Consider the following 18,499-nt stretch of genomic DNA (forward strand, 5'->3'; position numbering starts at 1 on the left):
TAAATATCGTTTCACCGCTTGGATTTTTTCTTTTGAAGAAAATTTAGCCATAAAAAATGCACCTCCAATTGTTAGACTGTGTCTAACAATTGGGGTGCACTTCATTATGGAAGGATGGCTCTTTTTCTACTATATAAAAGAATTTTATACATTTGTCGGTCAGTTGATATATTTAAAGAATCGCTAGGATAAATCTCATGTACCATTAGTGATATCCATATGCAAAATTACTGAACTTGAACAGAAATATTCTCTTCTTGCTCCTCGGGTTTAACAAGTGCATAACGTTCCCACGCTCTACTTTTCCAGCGGAAGAACATAATTATGGCACGTGTCCATTCGTCGATGGCGATCGCTAGCCAAATACCAACGAGCCCCATATCTAAATGAAAGGCGAAAAAGTAACCTAGTGGTAAACTCATTAACACCATAGAAAATGCACCGATTAAAACAGGATATTTTGCATCACCAGCTGCACGAAGCGAATTAATGATGACGATGTTCATCGTGCGTCCCGTTTCAAGTAGTACACTTAGTAAAAGAACACTTGCGCCTAACCCGATAATGTGCGGATTATCTGTAAACAGTCCCATTAATTGTGTACGGAATGTAATAACGAGAGCGACCATACATAAAGTTACACCAATTGCCCATTTTACACTTTTCCACAAGCGTTCGTATGCTTCATCCTTTTCGCCACCACCAACGAGGCGGCCGATAATAATGGCTGTTCCCATACCAATTGCAATTGCAAATAAATAAGTGAACATGGAAATGTTAGTAGCGTATTGTCTAGCAGCTAATGATTCCGTTCCTAAGTACGTTGCGTAATAAAGGAAGACGATTTGACAAGCTTGATACATCACTTGTTCAAATGCAGATGGAATGCCAATTTTTAAAATTTTCCCAATGTATTCTTTGGATAAAGTGAAGTAATATTGTAATTTTACACGATATTCCATAACGCGGTATAGTAACCAGAAGAAAACAATAAGTGCGATCAATCGACTGATAGCAGAAGAAATTGCAGCCCCTTGTACACCGAGCTCAGGGAAACCAAATTTCCCGAAAATGAGTACGTAGTTTCCAGCGATATGAATCATATTCATTCCGAGTGAAATAAACATCGCTTGCTTTGTAAAACCGTGTACACGGATAATTGCGGCTAATGAGTTAATAATAGCTTGTAGGAAGATGGCTCCTCCGACGATAGATAAGTAGTTTTGCGCATACGTTAGTACATCGCCTTGTAAGTTCATTGCGAGCATCATATGTTTCGAAAATAAAAGAAAACCAGCACTTATAACGAGCCCAACTATTAAATTTAATGTGACGGCTAATGCTGATATTTTAGATGCTTCCATAAAGCGTTTGGAACCGAGGTATTGAGATACAACGATAGCAGCGCCGTTCCCGATGACTTCTAATACCAAAATCGCAATATGAAGATATTGATTCGCTGCACCAACCCCAGATACAGCATCGTCTGATAATGCACTTAACATGAAAGTATCAGCGATCCCCATTAACATAAAAAGAAAAACTTCTAGAAAAATAGGCCATGTTAATAAGAATAAACTTAATTTCTCTGTCGGTCCATTTTTTGCCTGAATTGCTGTCATGTCCGTCCCCTCTTTACCGATATCTATTTTTAGCAAAATGTATCGTAACATACTTTCTTAACCTTTGCACTCATTTTAGCCTACATATTTTTAATATGAAGGGTCTGCTATTTTATGTTAAAAAGGGTGGGATAATTATGCATAAAGTATTATAAAATATAAAATTTGTTTTTCTCTGATAATTTAGAAAAATATAAAAATAATTATTTTCAGTACTTTAGTAAGGATTATCGGTAATATAAAACGTTTACAAAGATATATTTTAAAACGGAAAATTTTAATAAAATAGAAATATAAATATACAAAAAATATATTTGTGTGTATAATATGAATTATTAGAACATATATATATTTCTTTCTGTTTGAAAATGAAAGGGTTAACATTTTTTTTGGAGGGTGGAAGTATGAAAAAAAAGATACCAGTTTTTGTAGCATCAACAGTAGCGATGAGCATGATGTTAGGGGCATGTAGCTATCAAAAAGATGAACCGCAAGCGAACGCAAAAGGGGATAGCGGGAAAAGCGGCGCAAAGCAAGTTATTAACTTAATTGAAATGCAAGAAATACCAACGATGGATCCAGCATTATCAGCTGATGCAGTTTCTTCAAGAGTAATGACTAATACGATGGAAGGCTTATACAGTTTAGGAAAAGATGATAAGCTAGTTCCTGGTGTAGCGAAGGAATTCAAAAAATCAGAAGATGGTAAAAAATATACATTTAAATTACGTGAAGACGCAAAATGGTCAAATGGTGAGCCTGTGACGGCAAAAGATTTCGTATACGCATGGCAAAGAGCGATTAACCCAGATACAGCTGCGAAATCAGCGTACATTATGTATGATATAAAAAATGCAGAGAAAATTAATAAAAAAGAGATGAGTCCGGATCAATTAGGGGTAAAGGCGATTGATGATTATACATTAGAAGTGGAATTAGATAATACCATTCCATACCTTGTAGATTTAATGGTATATCCAATCTTCTATCCTGTGAATGAAAAGTTTGTGAAAGAGCAAGGTACGAAGTTTGGTTTGGAAGCGAATACAACGCTTTATAACGGACCATTTACATTAAGTGATTGGCAACATGAACGTAGCTTTAAAATGACAAAGAGCGCGTCATATTGGGACAATAAAGAAGTGAAGATTGAGGAAGTAAACTTTAATATTGTAAAAGATACATCTACGCCAATTAACTTATATGAAACAAATGCAATTGATCGAGCGTCGTTATTAGCGGAGTTTATTGATAAATATAAAGGAAAACCAGATTTCCAAACAGTAGAAGATACATCTGTGTTCTTCCTTCGTTTAAATCAAAAAGATCCAGCTTTAGCAAATAAAAATATTCGTAAAGCAATTTCACTTGCTTTTGACCGTAAGCCATTCGTGGATACATTATTAAATAACGGTTCTAAGCCAGCGACAGGATTAATTCCTGATAACTTCATTAAAGGACCAGATAAAAAAGATTTCCGTGCTGTAAACGGGGATATTGTAAAACCAAACGCGAAAGAAGCGAAAAAATATTGGGAAGCTGGTAAAAAAGAACTTGGTAAAAATGAAATCGAATTAGAATTATTAAATGAAGATGTAGAGTTATCAAAGAAAACTGGTGAATATTTAAAAGGTGAATTAGAAAAGAATTTACCAGGTTTAACAGTAAAGATTAAACAACAACCATTCGCACAAAAACTAAAATTAGAAGATGCGGGCGATTATGTCATGTCATTCTCTGGATGGAGTGCGGACTTCCCAGATCCAATTACATATCTTGATATGTTTGTAACAGATGGGTCACAAAATAAGATGAAGTACTCTAATCCAAAATACGATGAAATCATTATGAAGGCGAAAAAAGATGGAAGCGATGTAAATGCTCGTTGGAAAAACTTATTAGAAGCAGAAAAAATGTTACTTGATGACGCTGCAATCGTTCCAGTATATCAACGTGGTAGAGCATACTTACAAAGAGAAACAATTAAAGATATGTACAACCATAAATATGGCGGAGATTTAAGCTTTAAGTGGGCGTCCGTAGGAAAATAAAAAAAGCAGGCTAACCACCTGCTTTTTTTAATACGTTCGTTTCTTATAAATGCCTTTTCCGCCAACTTCGTTCCAGCCGGATTGTACATCCAAACTTTTGTTAACAAACTTCATTTTTTCTTTTCCACCAAAGAGCTTTTCACCAATGCTATTTGTAATGACACCAATCAATGCTGTTATTCCGATGATGAGGGCAGCAACCGTAATAAAATCAATAAAAAAAGCAATCATTTGCAAACTCCCCCTTTGCCTGTCTGTATGTTTATTGTATGAGATAAAAAATAAAAAAGAAAGAAATGTCAGAAAAATTTTCGGTTTACTTTAGAAATCTTGTAGACAGGAGGGGGAATGTTTGTTAAAATGAGAACAAACGTTCCTTTTCGTTCTCATTTGTATAGTCTTACATTTCTTAATTGATTTATCACGAAAAAGTAAGAAAACGTTCTCTTTTTCATAGGAAAGATTATAGATAAATAACTATATATTATATGAAAAATCTATGGGAAGTGAGTAGTAAAAGGGTTGAAAGTTATTGTTCAAGTACAGCTGAAGTGAGCGTAATCATGTTACATAGCAGTGGAATACACGGAAGAGTTTTCTCAACTAGCAGGAAATTTACTGTATATTTCTTGCAAGATCTATTGTATAATGATTATAGAAGTTACTTATTAAAAGTAATTGTTGTTTATTATAAGTTGTTGCTTACATGAAATGCGATTTTTGTACTTTTTAATAAGACAAGTTATCGCGAAAAATTGCTGAAGTTAGAAATTAAAACTGTATTTAGTACAGAATTTGTACTCTTTAAGGAGAGTGAGCTTTGTATGGTAACATTATATAGTTCTCCAAGCTGTACGTCTTGTAGAAAGGCGAAATTATGGCTAGAGGAAAATCATATTCCTTATACAGAACGTAATATTTTCTCAGATCCATTAACGATTGAGGAAATTAAAGAGATTTTACGTATGACAGAAAGCGGAACGGATGAGATTATTTCTACTCGTTCGAAAGTTTTCCAAGAATTGAATGTAAACTTAGAGTCTTTACCACTTCAAGATTTATATAAGATGATTCGTGACTATCCAGGGATTTTACGTCGTCCAATTATGATTGACGAGAAACGCCTTCAAGTTGGTTACAACGAAGACGAAATTCGCCGTTTCTTACCACGTACAGTAAGAACGTTCCAATTACGTGAAGCACAACGTCTTGTAAATTAATTATAATAATATGAAAACCTTCTACCTATTATATAGTAGAAGGTTTTTTTAATGTTTCACATTGCGTAATCGAACTTGTTGTACGATAAAGCCGATGCATAAAATAGTGAAAATGAACAAATAAGGAATGCTTGCAGTGAAACTTGGGTTGTTATGAAAAAAGGTTGCAAGTCTGTCTTCATGTGTAACCATTTTTCCTGCAGTATAGGAAAGAATCGCTGCACCACAATAAATGAGGAATGGAAATCGTTCCATAAGTATTAAAATAAGTTTGCTACCCCAAATAATAATCGGAATAGAAATGAGTAAGCCGATTATGACGAGTAAAAATCTCCCGTGAGCTGCACCTGCAATGGCAATAACATTATCAAACCCCATAACAAGGTCCGCGAATACAATTGTACGCACCGCTTGAAATAAAGTTGTTTTTCCTTGAATAGAAGAAAGATCGTTGCTATTATCAGTTAATAAATTTACTGCGATTAATGTAAGTAAAACGCCCCCGATAAGTTGCAGAAATGGAATGTCCAGTAAATAGACAGCTAGTATAGTAAGGACAATTCTTAGTACGATTGCTAAAAGAGTACCGATCAAAATGGCTTTATTTCGTTTCGATTCAGGTAAGTTTCGGCTAGCTAGTGCGATGACGATTGCATTGTCACCACCTAATACAACATCGATACCGACAATCATTAGTACTGATGTTAAAAACTCTAAGTCCATTCGTCTGCCTCCATTTATGATGTTTTAATAAGCGAACTATATGTATGTGATGAAGAAAGTTGTTGTTAAGTAATCTCTTCCAATAGAAGTTTCACTTTATTACAGTGTACGGGGGAATGTGGAAATGTATGTCCAAATTTTTTGTAAGTAAGAAATCGCTATAATAATATATTTATGTAGTTGATCGAGTAAAGATAGGCATATAACTATTTTTGTAAAATAAATCGATTTTATTTCCATTCTGGAGAATCTTATCATAAAATGAGAGTACAAGAATCTATTGATTTGTCATATGAGTGGGGAATCCCTTCATAACAATTCTAAGCAGGAAGGGAGAGTTGTATTTTGGATATTGAAAGAATTAATGATCATACGATGAAATTTTTTATTACGTACATTGATATAGAGGATAGAGGATTTAATCGTGAAGAAATTTGGTATGATCGCGAACGAAGTGAAGAGCTCTTTTGGGAGATGATGGACGAAGCTCGTGATCATGACGATTTCTTTATTGATGGACCGTTATGGATTCAAGTGCAAGCAGTCGATAAAGGGATTGAAGTACTTGTCACGAAAGCAGAGCTTTCAAAGGACGGGCAAAAGCTGGAACTACCGATAGGGGTAGACAAAATTATAGATATTCCTCTAGATGAAGGCATCGAATCATTATTCCAGCAAGAGTTAGTCGAAGAGGTAGAAGAACAAACAGGAACAACCTTTAATGAAGATGGTACGTTTGGCTTTTTAATTAAATTTAATGATTTTGAAGATGTCATTTCATTAAGTCATCGTCTTATCTTTGAAGATATAAAAGATGAGCTGTATTCATTTGAGAACCGCTATTATGTATATGTGGAATTCGATGAAGTGCTACATGATGAAGAAGAAATTGATCGTATTTTAAGTATTATTTTAGAATATGGAGAAGAATCAACTTTAACAATTCATCGTGTAAGTGAGTATGGAAAACAAATTGTGAAAGAGCATGCGCTTGAAACGATTCGCAATAATTTTCCTGCTAAAACGTAGGCCGATTTCTGTAGTATGAAATCGGCTTTTTATATGAAGAATAGGAAAGCTTTCTTAGTTAGGAGGTAAGAGATGAAAAATACGTTAAAGTTGATTTTCTTTGTTTTTCTATTGTTCGCATTATTTGTTTCACTACGTATGTTTATTGATGTAGCATTTTATTCGGATGTGATTGGGATAAAAGATGTTTCGATTTTAGGTATTATTAGTATTTTATTTACAGTATCTGCGTTTTTAATTGGCTGCGTTATTTTCTTAGAGAACCGTCATCCGTCAAAAACACTAACATGGTTAATTGTGTTAGGTATTTTTCCGGTATTTGGCTTCTTTGCTTATTTATTATTTGGACAAAATTTTCGGAGAAAAAGAATGTTCCAAAAGAAGGCTTTACTTGATGAACAGGCGTTTTTACAATATAAAGGGCATGAAGATTACGAAGAACGGATTTTGCGCAATCATAAGCATCAAGAGCTATTATTTCGTTTAGCGGATCGCTTAGGCGCTTTAAATATTTCATTTCAAACTGAAACGAGAACATTAACAAATGGAGATGAAACGTTTCAGGCCATTTTAGATGGATTAAAACGAGCGAAACATCACATTCATATGGAATATTACATTGTGCGTGATGATAAGCTTGGAACAGAAATTAAAGATATTTTAATACAAAAATCAAAAGAGGGCGTAGTCGTTCGTTTTTTATATGATGCGGTTGGAAGTTTTAAATTATCAAAATCGTATATTGAAGAATTAAACGATGCAGGTGTCGAAATGATTCCGTTCTTCCCTGTGCGCTTTCCGATTTTAAACGATAAGATTAATTATCGAAACCACCGAAAAATCGTTATTATTGATGGAAATGAAGGATTTGTAGGTGGATTAAATATTGGTGATGAATATTTAGGCAAGGATAAGTACTTCGGCTTTTGGCGAGACACACATTTATATTTGCGTGGTGAAGCTGTACAAAGTTTGCAGCTTATTTTCCTTCAAGATTGGTTTTATATGACTGGTGAGGCTGTGCTAGCCCCTGAATATTTACAAGCGAAAGCAGTTGAGGGGGAACATTGGGGAGGCGTGCAGCTCGTTGCAGGTGGACCGGATAATAAGTGGGAAACAATTAAGCATTTATATTTCGCAATGATTGCTTCTGCGCGGAAATCCATTTGGATTGCAACGCCGTATTTCATTCCGGATGATGATATTTTATCCGCATTAAAGGTTGCTGCACTTGCTGGTATCGATGTTCGTTTGTTAATGCCGAGTAAGCCTGATAAGCGTACTGTCTTTTACGCATCGAGATCGTATTTCCCAGAGCTTTTAGATGCAGGGGTAAAGATATATGAGTATGAAAAAGGTTTTCTTCATAGTAAAGTTGTCATTGTCGATTCTGATTTAGCTTCAATTGGGACAGCTAATATGGATATGAGAAGTTTTCATTTGAATTTTGAAGTAAATGCCTTTTTATATGATACAGATAGCATTCGAAAGCTTGTTCAAGATTTTAAAGACGATTTAGAAGAATCCAGTGAAATTCACGTCGATCGTTTTCATAAAAGGCGTCTTCATAGACGAATTGTTGAATCAACGTACCGGTTATTATCGCCTTTATTATAAAAAGAGATGTCCGAAATTGGGACATCTCTTTTTTAAAGGAATTTGTAACAAATTGTAGAATATAAGGAGCTGAAAGGGTGTGATTACGATATTTATCGCTAAAAGAGAAAACGGAGAAAAAATTCATTTACTCTACAATTGTAATGAAGAGCTTTTGCGCCGTATGCGTCAACAGGAACGATTCTTTTGTGTAGCTTGTGGAAAGGAAGTACAAATGAAATTAGGGAAACAAAAAAGTTGGCATTTTGCTCATAAAAAAGTGGATTCATGTCTTGCCTTTTATGAAGCGGAATCTATGTATCATAGGCACGGTAAAGAATTGTTATATAAATGGTTCAAACGTCAAAACTTTCATGTAGATATAGAGCGTTATCTGCCAGAGATTCAGCAACGGCCAGATATTTTTATAGAGAGAGCAGGGAGAAAAATTGCGATTGAATACCAATGCGCAAACCTTTCTATAGAGCAGCTGTACAAACGAACATATTCGTATTGGCGAGCGGGTATACCGGTCATTTGGATCATTGGTGGAAATCAATTGAAAAAGCAATCTGCATATTGGATGAAATTCTCCTCACTTATGGCTTTCTCCTTACAATCTTATCCTCAACCATTTCTTATTTTCTTCTGTTCCAAGCAAAAATCATTTATGAAATGCGCGTTTCTTACTTCATTTTCTACAAGCGTCTCTTTCTCACATACTATATATTTACCAACTGAAACGACTACTTTTGAACTACTCTTTTCCTCTGTTCCTTTCCAAAAAGAAATATTAGACCGAGAATGGAAGCAACGAAAGGACTATTTTCGAAAAAATGCTTTGCCTATTTGGAATTATAATTATAAGTCACTATTACGCTTTTTATATCAATGTAAATGTACCCCAGCAAATTTTCCTTCTGAAATTGGTGTGCCGCTCCCATCCTCATTTGCTTTTCAAACAAATCCATTTATATGGCAAGCATTTCTATATATGAAGTGTATAGGTGAGCTTGCGGTAGGGGATTGTATTTCTATTCAATATGTGTGTAGTTATGTAAAAAAGTATACGAAAAGGCGTATGCTCCCGTACTTTTCAAAGCATATATGGAAAGTAGCAGTTACTGAATATATGACATTTTTATGTTATACAGGTGTATTACGTAAAGTGGAGGCTTATAAGTACCGGAAAATAAGGGGGATCGTTATGTTAAAAACAGAGGAGGAAGTTATGAAATATGATGAAACTTGTTTAGCGTATGCCTTATCTTTATTTGAGGCAAAGTACAACATGAGAGAAGGAAAAGGGGATATAATAAAGACTGATTGTGAAGGAATTACATAAGAAAAAAACGAATTGTACTTAAGTAGAGATATTTAAAGGAGGGCTTAAAGAATGTCTGAACAAAACAAAGCGAAAACATTACCAGATCGCAATGAGATTGAAGAAGCAAGTACGTGGCGATTAGAAGATATTTTCCAAACAGATGCAGAATGGGAAAAAGAATTCCAAGCTATTAAGGAGCTATTACCGAAGTTAACTGAATTTAAAGGGAAACTTGGTGATTCTGCGGACAATTTACTTGAGACATTGCAATATGAAGATGAAATTTCAATGCGATTAGGTAAGCTCTATACATATGCTCATATGCGTTACGATCAAGATACAACAAACTCTGTGTATCAAGCATTAAATGATCGCGCAACAAATTTATATTCACAAGTATCTAGTGGCACAGCGTATATTGTGCCTGAAATTTTATCTATTTCAGAAGATACACTGCAAACATTCTTGAAGGAAAATAGAGATTTAAGTGTATATGAACATGCATTAGAAGAAATTACACGTCAACGCCCGCACGTATTATCAGAAGCTGAGGAAGCTTTATTAGCGGAAGCATCTGAAGTAATGAGTTCATCAAGCAATACATTCGGTATGTTGAATAACGCGGATTTAAAATTCCCATCTATTAAAGGTGAAGACGGAGAAGAAATAGAAATTACACATGGTCGTTACATTCAGTTTTTAGAAAGTGATGATCGTCGTGTTCGCGAAGATGCATTTAAAGCTGTATATGAAACGTACGGAAAATTTAAAAACACATTCGCAAGTACGTTAAGTGGAGCAGTAAAACGTAATAATTTCAATGCGCGTGTTCGTAAATACGATTCTGCTCGCCAAGCTGCACTGAGCAATAATAATATTCCGGAAGCAGTATACGATCAACTCGTTGAAACGGTAAATGATAACTTACATTTATTACACCGTTACATCGATATTCGTAAGCGTGCATTAGGACTTGATGAGCTTCATATGTATGATTTATATACACCACTTGTACCAGAAGTGAAAATGAATGTGAAATACGAAGAAGCGCAAGACCTTTTATTAAAATCTTTAAACGTACTTGGTGATGAATATGTTGGTATTTTGAAAGAAGCATATGAAAATCGCTGGGTAGATGTGTATGAGAATAAAGGAAAACGAAGCGGGGCATATTCATCTGGTGCATATGGAACAAATCCGTATATTTTAATGAACTGGCATGATAATGTAAATAATTTATTTACACTTGCTCATGAGTTTGGTCATTCGGTGCATAGTTACTATACAAGAAAGACACAACCGCACGTATATGGTGATTATTCCATCTTCGTAGCAGAAGTGGCATCTACTTGTAATGAAGCGCTTCTAAATGATTATTTATTAAAAACGACAGAAGATAAGAAAGAGCGTCTATATTTATTAAATCATTATTTAGAAGGATTCCGTGGTACTGTATTCCGTCAAACGATGTTTGCAGAGTTTGAACATACTATTCATAAGAAAGTACAAGAAGGACATGCTGTTACGCCAGATATGCTAACGGAAATCTACTATGATTTAAATAAGAAATATTTCGGTGACGCTTTAGTAATCGACGAAGAGATTGGTTTAGAATGGTCTCGTATTCCACACTTCTACTACAACTATTACGTATATCAATACGCAACAGGATTTAGTGCAGCGACCGCTCTATCTAAACAGATTTTAGAAGAAGGACAACCAGCAGTAGAACGCTATATTAACGAGTTCTTAAAAGCAGGAAGCTCTGATTATCCAATTGAAGTGTTGAAAAAAGCAGGAGTAGATATGGCATCTCCTGAACCAGTAAAAGAGGCGCTACAAGTATTTGAAGAGAAATTAAATGAATTAGAAGCATTATTATTTGAAGAAAAGTAATGAAAAAAGACGAGGGATTGTATCCTCGTCTTTTTTGTTGAATAGATTCAATGTCGATATTTGTCGAAGAGAAGGGTGGATTTCTTTGTTTTTTCTAACTGAAAGGATAGCTTTACGGCTGACTTTTGAAATTAAAACCCTTTGAATCGTTTTTTATAATTGAAATAAGAGAGTGTGATAACGATGATTCCGAATAAAAGAGGTAAGGCAATAATTTTAGGAAAAGCTTGTAGTAGAGAGAGGATGTACAAGAAAAAAGAAACGATGACAGCTAGAAAGAGAAGAGCAATATAAGATTTTTTCATAAATAAACCCCCTAAATGACCTTTTTTATAGCTTATTCAAAAATGAAAACGTTTAGAATGTGACAAAAGTGTGAAAATCGACAAAAGGGGTTGTCATTTGACGTCGAATCTTGTAATATAATAAGCGTGAACGAATTCACATACAAACATATACCCCTTTGTTTGAACGTGAAAATTTCTCCCATCCCCTTTAATATTTTTATAAGCCGTAAAGAAGAAGACCTGGTGTTTACACCAGGTCTTTTTCTTTTGCTATCCATTTCCAATAACGTTGGCATTTTACTTCAATCATTTGCACTTTTCGTTTCAGTTGTAATTTTTTTAGTTCGCGCTCAATTTCTTGTTGCGGACAGTTATAAATAAATGCTACTTCTTTTGAAGATATAAATTGTGTGGCTTCTAGTAACACTTCTAAAGGTGGTAATGGTTCTGGCTCAATTTCACATTTTACAAGTTCTTTCAATAATTGTACGTATACATCGTAGGAATAATTTCCAGCAATTTTAATACCTTCTTCATCTGAGTTCGCATGAAAAAAGACGAGGGAGGGTATTTCTGTAATATGCATCTCATTCGTGAATTTCAAGTCACATTGGAAAGCTTTTTTTGCACTAGCAGAATGTAGGTCTTTTTTAAATTCTTCTACATCAATATTGCTATCTTTCGCACATGCAAGTAATAGTTCGCAGTCAGGGTTTGATACATTTTCAAGGAAGATGTATTCTTGGAGTTTTCGCAAAAACTTCGAACCTGCTTTTCGGCCTTGCAACTCCGCTGCCTTAATTGCCATCGAAACTAAATATGGTGTTGACGATGCTTCTTGCATATGTACCTTTCCATCACATGAAAAACCTTGTAAACTTGTTGTCTTTTCCCACACAAATCGAATATTAGCAGGTTTATTCCATTTGTGTGAGGAAGCGTTCGTTCCATCCACTTTTCCTGTTACGATATGACGAATAGAGAAGTATTTTCCGTATTCAAGCCATAGTTTAATAATAAAAGGCTCAATTTCCCAGCAATCTTTACAAAGTGGATCAATAAATAAATATGCTTCTACAGACTTATGCTCGCATGCGGAAGGAGATGGCATATTTATATGCTTTGCTTCCTGCTTATCCATTACACTTCACCTGTTTCGTTTGGAGTATTAACCATGTGTTGAGCGGTTAATGCTAAACGTTCAAAAACAAACTCTCTTATATGACCATGCACTTCAGTATCATCCATTGCTTGTTCCATACATGATAGCCAAGCTTCTGCTCGTTTTGGAGTAATCTCAAACGGGAGATGGCGTGCTCTTAACATAGGATGACCATGTTCTTCAGTGTACAAATTAGGACCACCTAAATATTGTGTTAAAAATTGCTTCTGCTTCCTAGCGGTTTCTGTTAAATCTTCCGGGAAGATGGGAGATAAGTCAGGGTGTTTACTGACGTAGGAATAAAATGTATCTACTAATATTGCAATGCATTGTTCACCGCCAATTGCTTCAAATGGTGTCATCGGTTGCTTGCTCATCCTTTATAAACTCCTTTTTCCATGAAATGTATATCTATTGTAGCAATGGAATGTTCGAGAGGGCAAATAAACAGCTTTCTCAAAGATTCTTTGCTTATTCTACGGGTGTAAACTTTTTTAGTGAGATGTATCCACTAGTGAAACATATTCACTAGTGGAATTTTCACTTTAGCGTGCTTTGTTTTGTTTGGCAAGAAAAAAGCGTTTTACTTTGTTATTTGTATGACGAACAGGTATGTTATGTTGCGTTAATAAATGAATAAATGCAGCTTTTCCTGTTTCTTCATCTTGCACTTCAAATTCAATTTCATAATCATCGTGATTGTAATAGAAACTATGATCAAAGACAAGCGTTCCGCCTTTAAATAATGTTTCTGCTCTTTCTGTTGTTAAACTACCCATATATGTTAAAGCAGAAACAGGAATTTGTAATTTATGTAATTGATCTACTACTGCTCCTTGAATGATTGTGTTTGTTTCCATCATCATTTTTGCTTCGTATTCTGTTACGACTTGATGCGTTTCTAATAAACCGATTTCTGCAGGTTGTTTCAACGTTAACGTATAAGTTTCTCCTTTATGACGAATACGAAGTGCAGAGCCAGCTTCTTTTAACGAGAAGTCAGGTGTTTCAAAGTAGTGATTCACTTGTTTTGTAAATGCTTCAATAGAAAACGATTTACATAATGTATCGAATTCTTCTTTTGTAACGATATTTTTGAATTCAATTTCAATTTCTTGTGTCATTGTATAATCTCCTTTTGAAAAATAATTCTTTACACATTATCGCTTTTTCATAAATTTGGTTCAATGTTTTATTTGTTTGCGTCCATGTTATGATACAATAATACTGTTAAGTAAGACAGGAAGTTGAGATGGAGGAGTTAGAGCATGCAAAATAAAATCCAAGTTAAGAGCGTAGAAAAGAGAGAGAATGCTCTTATTTTTTGTGCGGAAAATAGTGAAATAGAGGTAAAGGAGTTAAGTGCGCGTAATCACGTACTTGTAGACTCAGACAATTTATCATTTTTATATATCTTAGAAAACGAATCATCTTTCATTTATGTAAGTATTCCGCACACATGCTGGGAAGCAATGCATGAAGCGATGAATAACGATGTGGTTATGTTCGTTCGCGTGAATGACATTGAAATGGAATTAGAAGGATTAAAAGAAGAAGTAGAATATTTAGTTGAAAATATTGAAGGTAATGCAAATTACGGAGAAGAACTAGTAACTGCTGTAGAAAAAGTATTTCTATAAGCAAATGGATTGATTTTGGTGGTGGTTGAAATGAATCGAAATTGGGAAGAATTTTTAGCACCTTACCACCAAGCGGTGGCAGAGCTGAAAGTGAAACTAAAAGGAATGCGTACTCAATTTGCAATGTTAACAGAGCATTCTCCAATTGAGTTTGTAACAGGAAGGGTAAAGTCGGTTGCAAGTATTATTGATAAAGCGGAGAAGAGAAATGTACCGTTAGACCGATTGAGAGAAGATATGCAGGATATTGCTGGGCTTAGAATGATGTGTCAATTTGTTGATGAGATTAAGCCTGTTGTAGAATATCTTCGAAAACGAAATGACTTTGAAATCGTGGAAGAACGTGATTATGTCACGCAAAAGAAAGATAGCGGTTATCGTTCTTATCATGTTGTCATTAGTTATCCTGTTCAAACGATTCAGGGTGAACAAAAAGTATTGGTAGAAATCCAAATACGCACGCTAGCAATGAACTTTTGGGCAACAATTGAGCATTCTTTAAATTATAAATATAGTGGACGTTTTCCTGAAGATATTAAAATACGCTTGCAACGTGCAGCTGAAGCGGCGTTTTTATTAGATGAAGAAATGTCTTCTATTCGTCTTGAAATTCAAGAAGCGCAAAAGGCTTTTTCAAGAAAGCAAGAAACGAAAGATTCCGAATCATAAACTAAAGGGTGTTGGGCGATGAAATTTACAATTATGTCAAAGGGAGATAAATCATCAGATACACTGGCAAGCACGATGAAAGAGTACTTGCTAGATTTTGGATTTATAATGGATGAACAGGAACCCGATATTGTAATTTCTGTTGGGGGAGATGGAACGCTTTTATATGCGTTTCATCGTTATTATAATCGATTGGATGAAACAGCATTTGTTGGTGTACATACAGGACATTTAGGTTTCTATGCAGATTGGTTACCGACAGAAGTAGAGAAATTAGTAATTGCGATTGCGAAAACACCATTCCAAGTGGTGGAATATCCGCTTTTAGAAGTAATTATTCGCTATGTGAATGGAAGTAAAGAGTCACAGTATTTAGCGATGAATGAGGCGACTGTAAAAAGTGCAGAAGGTACATTAGTAACAGAAGTAGAAATACGCGGAGAATATTTTGAAACATTCCGCGGAGACGGCCTTTGTATCTCTACTCCTTCAGGCAGTACCGCGTATAATAAAGCGCTTGGCGGAGCAATTATTCACCCATCTATTGAAGCGATTCAAATTGCAGAAATGGCGTCCATTAACAATCGTGTATTTCGTACTGTAGGATCGCCACTTGTATTGCCGAAGCATCATACATGTGTGTTAAAGCCAGCTGCGGGAATGAACTTACAAATTACAGTGGATCATTTAACGATGGTTCATCAAGATGTGAAATCAATCCAGTATCGCGTCGCAAACGAGAAAGTACGATTTGTTCGTTTCCGCCCGTTCCCGTTCTGGAAACGAGTTCGTGACTCGTTTGTTGCAGATAAATAGAAAGGGTTATATATTTGAACAGATTTACATTGAAATGGGATATAGGGCTGGCTGAAGAGGGAACTTTAGTTAGGGAATTTTTGAAAACGAAAGGTATTTCTAAAGCCGCTTTAACGGATATAAAGTTTCACGGCGGGGCGATTGAAGTAAATGGGCAACATGCGAGTGTTCGTCATCAGCTGCGCGCTAGTGAAGAATTACGTATCTTTTTTCCAGTGGAGGAAAGAAGTGAAGGGATGATGGCAGAAGATATCCCTTTATACATTGTATATGAAGATGATGCGGTTCTTATCATTAATAAAGAGGCGAACATGTCAACAATTCCGTCTAGAGAACATCCGACAGGGAGTGTTGCTAATGCGCTTTTATCTCATTATGATAAGCAGCATCTTGCAAGTACAGTGCACATTGTAACACGGTTAGATCGTGATACTTCGGGGCTTATGCTTATTGCAAAAAATCGTTTTGTGCATCATCTTTTATCGAAGCAGCATCAACAAAAAGCTGTGAAACGAACGTATGAAGCAATTGTTCACGGAAAGATTGTAGAACGAGAAGGAATAATTGATGCACCAATTGGTCGAAAATCTGATAGCATTATTGAGCGAACGGTTTGTGAGGATGGACAAAGGGCAGTTACTCATTTTAAAGTAATTGATAGTACATATCATAAGACACATGTAGCGCTTGAGCTTGAAACAGGAAGAACGCATCAAATTCGTGTGCATATGGCTCATATAGGACATCCATTACTTGGTGATAGCTTATATGGAGGGAGAAGGGATGAAATGAAGCGGCAAGCACTTCATAGTAAATCTTTGACGTTTTATCATCCTATTTTAGAGAAAGAGATGTCTTTTACTATAAAGCTTCCAAGCGATATGCAAGAAGTGTTGCGGCATACTTAAAAAGGGAACAAAATTCTTATATTATAAAGAATTTTGTTCCCTTTTTTCTTAGCGGAATAATATTAAAATTTGGTTTTCACCCGTACGCTTTATGACGAAAAATCCACTTTCGGCTTTTGTAGCAATGCCATTGTCATTTGGACGACAATATCCATGTGCTTCGCAAGTGCCGTCATCACGTACTAACATTTGTCCAATTAATCCGACAGGAAGCCATTCGGCGCGATCTTTTCTTGCTACATATTTGCAAGTTGGATCCCATTCTGTATTTAAAAGAGGTTGTATTTCTTCTGTTTCCGTCCATACATATTGACGTTTTCCAAAGTTATCTGTTTTATAACGTTTTTGCCAACTTAAAGCCCCGCTATTTCCTATAAGAGCAGGGGTTGCACTAGATATTCCTAAAATGAATGAATCGTGTGAAGTAGCTAACCGAATTTTTTCTTCGCTACTAAATGTAACGAAATAACCGACATCAATAGGGGTAGGATCTTCTGTTTCAAACATTTGTGCAAAATCTGTTCCGCTTGCATTGTAAGACGCGCCCTCAATGTACATTTCTCCATTATGGGCAAGCCATTTAGCACCGATATTATGGTCGGTGTCGTTTACACCATTTGCAATAAACCAAGAATAAGCTTCTTCTGCAGTGCCGAAGCGCCCCATAATATGGCTACCTGCAAAATGAGCTGTTGATGTATGATGACCTTCCGCATGAGAAGAGGATCCGTTAGCGATAGTTGCGGTTCCTTCTGCGTGTGCTGCTTCGCCTAAAGCGATCGTCTGTTTACCCTCTGCATGAGAATAAGAGCCGCCTGCTGTCGTTTCACTTCCCTCACTATGCGAACTATGTCCAGTTGCTTTTGAGTTTGATCCTTCTGCATGAGAGAAAGAACCTTTTGCATGTGTTAATAAGCCTTCCGCATGTGCTGCCATGCCCTCTGCATGAGAGTGAAGCCCTTCCGCATATGCATATCGGCCGCCTCTTTTAACTTTTGTATTTTCAGGTGTAGGTGTCTCAATTATGAGCGGTTTTTCAATTTGTATATCATTCGATGAAGCCAATGCTTCTTTTATTTTTTTTACTTTGTTTATAATAGCAGCTGGAATTTCTGGTTCCACTTCTTTATTCACTGCTACAGAAATATTTTCTTCCGTCTTTTCTTCTGTTTGGTTAGAATGTAGTATCTGTTCATCTTGATTTGAAAGCTGTTTATTTTTTTGTTGCATCTTTATTTTTCTGCGATCGATTATGCGGCTCATCACAGCATTTTCTAAAGAGACATATGTTGGTTTTACTTTGCTTTTTTTTGATGACTCTTGTTCTTCCAGTTCTTCTATCGCTGCAGCCCGAATACTACACCAGTTGTTAATTCCGTACATGGGCAGATATAAAGGGGAAAATTTTCTTTTTTGTTTAGAAGATTTTTTCTTCATTCTGTCACCTCCTGCGACATTATATGTAGGGTAATTAAAAAAAGATGCACTTTATTGCATCTTTTTTTAATTACTTTACCTAGTTTTATATGAAATCTGCTTAAATAATACGATAA

General features: G+C 35.5%; 19 protein-coding genes. 11 read left to right on the forward strand and 8 right to left on the reverse strand.

What is annotated here, in order from left to right; genetic code table 11:
- Positions 1-187: hypothetical protein (locus MR143_RS19590; RefSeq protein ID WP_242280894.1), on the forward strand; the 187-nt coding region annotated here is incomplete at its 5' end.
- Between the two features lie 40 nt (positions 188-227).
- Here the strand turns inward: MR143_RS19590 and MR143_RS19595 are convergent.
- The gene (locus tag MR143_RS19595; protein ID WP_002163890.1) at positions 228-1,673 is read right to left on the reverse strand and encodes an MATE family efflux transporter; all 1,446 of its coding nucleotides are present in this window, start codon (positions 1,671-1,673) and stop codon (positions 228-230) included.
- A gap of 353 nt (positions 1,674-2,026) precedes the next feature.
- Here MR143_RS19595 and MR143_RS19600 point away from each other — a divergent pair, with 353 nt between their 5' ends.
- Entirely contained in the window at positions 2,027-3,673 is a 1,647-nt protein-coding gene (locus tag MR143_RS19600) for a peptide ABC transporter substrate-binding protein (protein WP_242280895.1), read from the forward strand.
- Between the two features lie 27 nt (positions 3,674-3,700).
- Here the strand turns inward: MR143_RS19600 and MR143_RS19605 are convergent, their stop codons facing one another.
- A complete protein-coding gene (locus MR143_RS19605) occupies positions 3,701-3,904 on the reverse strand; it encodes a hypothetical protein (protein WP_000559969.1) in 204 nt (67 codons plus the stop codon).
- A 593-nt stretch (positions 3,905-4,497) separates the two neighbouring features.
- Here MR143_RS19605 and spx point away from each other — a divergent pair.
- Entirely contained in the window at positions 4,498-4,893 is a 396-nt protein-coding gene (gene spx, locus MR143_RS19610) for a transcriptional regulator Spx (RefSeq protein ID WP_000258267.1), read from the forward strand.
- 48 nt (positions 4,894-4,941) lie between these two features.
- Here the strand turns inward: spx and MR143_RS19615 are convergent, their stop codons facing one another.
- Positions 4,942-5,616, reverse strand: a complete 675-nt coding sequence (locus MR143_RS19615; RefSeq protein ID WP_000362616.1) for a TerC family protein — start codon at positions 5,614-5,616, stop codon at positions 4,942-4,944.
- Between the two features lie 345 nt (positions 5,617-5,961).
- Here MR143_RS19615 and mecA point away from each other — a divergent pair, with 345 nt between their 5' ends.
- The 4 genes from mecA (at position 5,962) to pepF (ending at position 11,464) form a co-directional block, all read left to right on the forward strand.
- Entirely contained in the window at positions 5,962-6,645 is a 684-nt protein-coding gene (gene mecA, locus MR143_RS19620; protein ID WP_000350719.1) for an adaptor protein MecA, read from the forward strand.
- Between the two features lie 72 nt (positions 6,646-6,717).
- Positions 6,718-8,262 (forward strand): cardiolipin synthase, encoded by a 1,545-nt coding sequence (locus tag MR143_RS19625; protein ID WP_000799199.1) that lies wholly within the window; start codon positions 6,718-6,720, stop codon positions 8,260-8,262.
- Positions 8,263-8,341: 79 nt separating this feature from the next.
- The gene (locus MR143_RS19630; protein WP_199717710.1) at positions 8,342-9,586 is read left to right on the forward strand and encodes a competence protein CoiA; all 1,245 of its coding nucleotides are present in this window, start codon (positions 8,342-8,344) and stop codon (positions 9,584-9,586) included.
- Between the two features lie 51 nt (positions 9,587-9,637).
- Complete coding sequence (gene pepF / locus MR143_RS19635) at positions 9,638-11,464, forward strand: oligoendopeptidase F (protein WP_000003359.1); 1,827 nt, start codon at positions 9,638-9,640, stop codon at positions 11,462-11,464.
- 131 nt (positions 11,465-11,595) lie between these two features.
- Here the strand turns inward: pepF and MR143_RS19640 are convergent, their stop codons facing one another.
- From MR143_RS19640 to MR143_RS19655, 4 genes are all read right to left on the reverse strand, one after another.
- The gene (locus MR143_RS19640; protein WP_000750355.1) at positions 11,596-11,769 is read right to left on the reverse strand and encodes a hypothetical protein; all 174 of its coding nucleotides are present in this window, start codon (positions 11,767-11,769) and stop codon (positions 11,596-11,598) included.
- Positions 11,770-11,998: 229 nt separating this feature from the next.
- Positions 11,999-12,892: a ClpXP adapter SpxH family protein gene (locus MR143_RS19645; RefSeq protein WP_000360646.1), complete on the reverse strand. Its 894-nt coding sequence runs from the start codon at positions 12,890-12,892 to the stop codon at positions 11,999-12,001.
- Positions 12,892-13,290 (reverse strand): globin domain-containing protein, encoded by a 399-nt coding sequence (locus MR143_RS19650; RefSeq protein ID WP_000043384.1) that lies wholly within the window; start codon positions 13,288-13,290, stop codon positions 12,892-12,894. The genes MR143_RS19645 and MR143_RS19650 overlap by 1 nt, the downstream gene beginning before the upstream one ends.
- Positions 13,291-13,458: 168 nt before the next feature.
- Positions 13,459-14,037: a CYTH domain-containing protein gene (locus MR143_RS19655; RefSeq protein ID WP_000191124.1), complete on the reverse strand. Its 579-nt coding sequence runs from the start codon at positions 14,035-14,037 to the stop codon at positions 13,459-13,461.
- Between the two features lie 144 nt (positions 14,038-14,181).
- Between MR143_RS19655 and MR143_RS19660 the strand changes: the two genes are divergently transcribed.
- The 4 genes from MR143_RS19660 to MR143_RS19675 are packed head-to-tail and all read left to right on the forward strand — an operon-like array spanning position 14,182 to position 16,946.
- Positions 14,182-14,553, forward strand: coding sequence for a UPF0738 family protein (locus tag MR143_RS19660; RefSeq protein WP_001180003.1), 372 nt, complete (start codon positions 14,182-14,184; stop codon positions 14,551-14,553).
- Between the two features lie 30 nt (positions 14,554-14,583).
- Complete coding sequence (gene yjbM, locus MR143_RS19665) at positions 14,584-15,222, forward strand: GTP diphosphokinase (RefSeq protein WP_001081482.1); 639 nt, start codon at positions 14,584-14,586, stop codon at positions 15,220-15,222.
- An 18-nt stretch (positions 15,223-15,240) separates the two neighbouring features.
- Complete coding sequence (locus tag MR143_RS19670; RefSeq protein ID WP_000673181.1) at positions 15,241-16,038, forward strand: NAD kinase; 798 nt, start codon at positions 15,241-15,243, stop codon at positions 16,036-16,038.
- A gap of 14 nt (positions 16,039-16,052) precedes the next feature.
- On the forward strand, positions 16,053-16,946 hold the full coding sequence (locus tag MR143_RS19675) for an RluA family pseudouridine synthase (RefSeq protein WP_001079123.1): 894 nt from the start codon (positions 16,053-16,055) through the stop codon (positions 16,944-16,946).
- Positions 16,947-16,994: 48 nt separating this feature from the next.
- Here MR143_RS19675 and MR143_RS19680 read toward each other — a convergent pair whose 3' ends face one another.
- Positions 16,995-18,383: a peptidase G2 autoproteolytic cleavage domain-containing protein gene (locus MR143_RS19680; protein ID WP_000730522.1), complete on the reverse strand. Its 1,389-nt coding sequence runs from the start codon at positions 18,381-18,383 to the stop codon at positions 16,995-16,997.
- Positions 18,384-18,499: the final 116 nt, after the last annotated feature.

Origin of the sequence: Bacillus cereus group sp. BfR-BA-01347 (assembly GCF_022663835.1) — a bacterium.
In the GTDB taxonomy this organism is placed as follows: domain Bacteria; phylum Bacillota; class Bacilli; order Bacillales; family Bacillaceae_G; genus Bacillus_A; species Bacillus_A thuringiensis_K.

Excerpts from the sequence above, each read along its gene's own strand:
- MR143_RS19595 (WP_002163890.1), bottom strand. The coding sequence starts at position 1,673 with ATGTTACGATACATTTTGCTAAAAATAGATATCGGTAAAGAGGGGACG.
- MR143_RS19600 (WP_242280895.1), top strand. The coding sequence starts at position 2,027 with ATGAAAAAAAAGATACCAGTTTTTGTAGCATCAACAGTAGCGATGAGC.
- MR143_RS19605 (WP_000559969.1), bottom strand. The coding sequence starts at position 3,904 with ATGATTGCTTTTTTTATTGATTTTATTACGGTTGCTGCCCTCATCATC.
- spx (WP_000258267.1), top strand. The coding sequence starts at position 4,498 with ATGGTAACATTATATAGTTCTCCAAGCTGTACGTCTTGTAGAAAGGCG.
- MR143_RS19615 (WP_000362616.1), bottom strand. The coding sequence starts at position 5,616 with ATGGACTTAGAGTTTTTAACATCAGTACTAATGATTGTCGGTATCGAT.
- MR143_RS19625 (WP_000799199.1), top strand. The coding sequence starts at position 6,718 with ATGAAAAATACGTTAAAGTTGATTTTCTTTGTTTTTCTATTGTTCGCA.
- pepF (WP_000003359.1), top strand. The coding sequence starts at position 9,638 with ATGTCTGAACAAAACAAAGCGAAAACATTACCAGATCGCAATGAGATT.
- MR143_RS19640 (WP_000750355.1), bottom strand. The coding sequence starts at position 11,769 with ATGAAAAAATCTTATATTGCTCTTCTCTTTCTAGCTGTCATCGTTTCT.
- MR143_RS19645 (WP_000360646.1), bottom strand. The coding sequence starts at position 12,892 with ATGGATAAGCAGGAAGCAAAGCATATAAATATGCCATCTCCTTCCGCA.
- MR143_RS19650 (WP_000043384.1), bottom strand. The coding sequence starts at position 13,290 with ATGAGCAAGCAACCGATGACACCATTTGAAGCAATTGGCGGTGAACAA.
- MR143_RS19655 (WP_000191124.1), bottom strand. The coding sequence starts at position 14,037 with ATGACACAAGAAATTGAAATTGAATTCAAAAATATCGTTACAAAAGAA.
- MR143_RS19660 (WP_001180003.1), top strand. The coding sequence starts at position 14,182 with ATGCAAAATAAAATCCAAGTTAAGAGCGTAGAAAAGAGAGAGAATGCT.
- yjbM (WP_001081482.1), top strand. The coding sequence starts at position 14,584 with ATGAATCGAAATTGGGAAGAATTTTTAGCACCTTACCACCAAGCGGTG.
- MR143_RS19670 (WP_000673181.1), top strand. The coding sequence starts at position 15,241 with ATGAAATTTACAATTATGTCAAAGGGAGATAAATCATCAGATACACTG.
- MR143_RS19680 (WP_000730522.1), bottom strand. The coding sequence starts at position 18,383 with ATGAAGAAAAAATCTTCTAAACAAAAAAGAAAATTTTCCCCTTTATAT.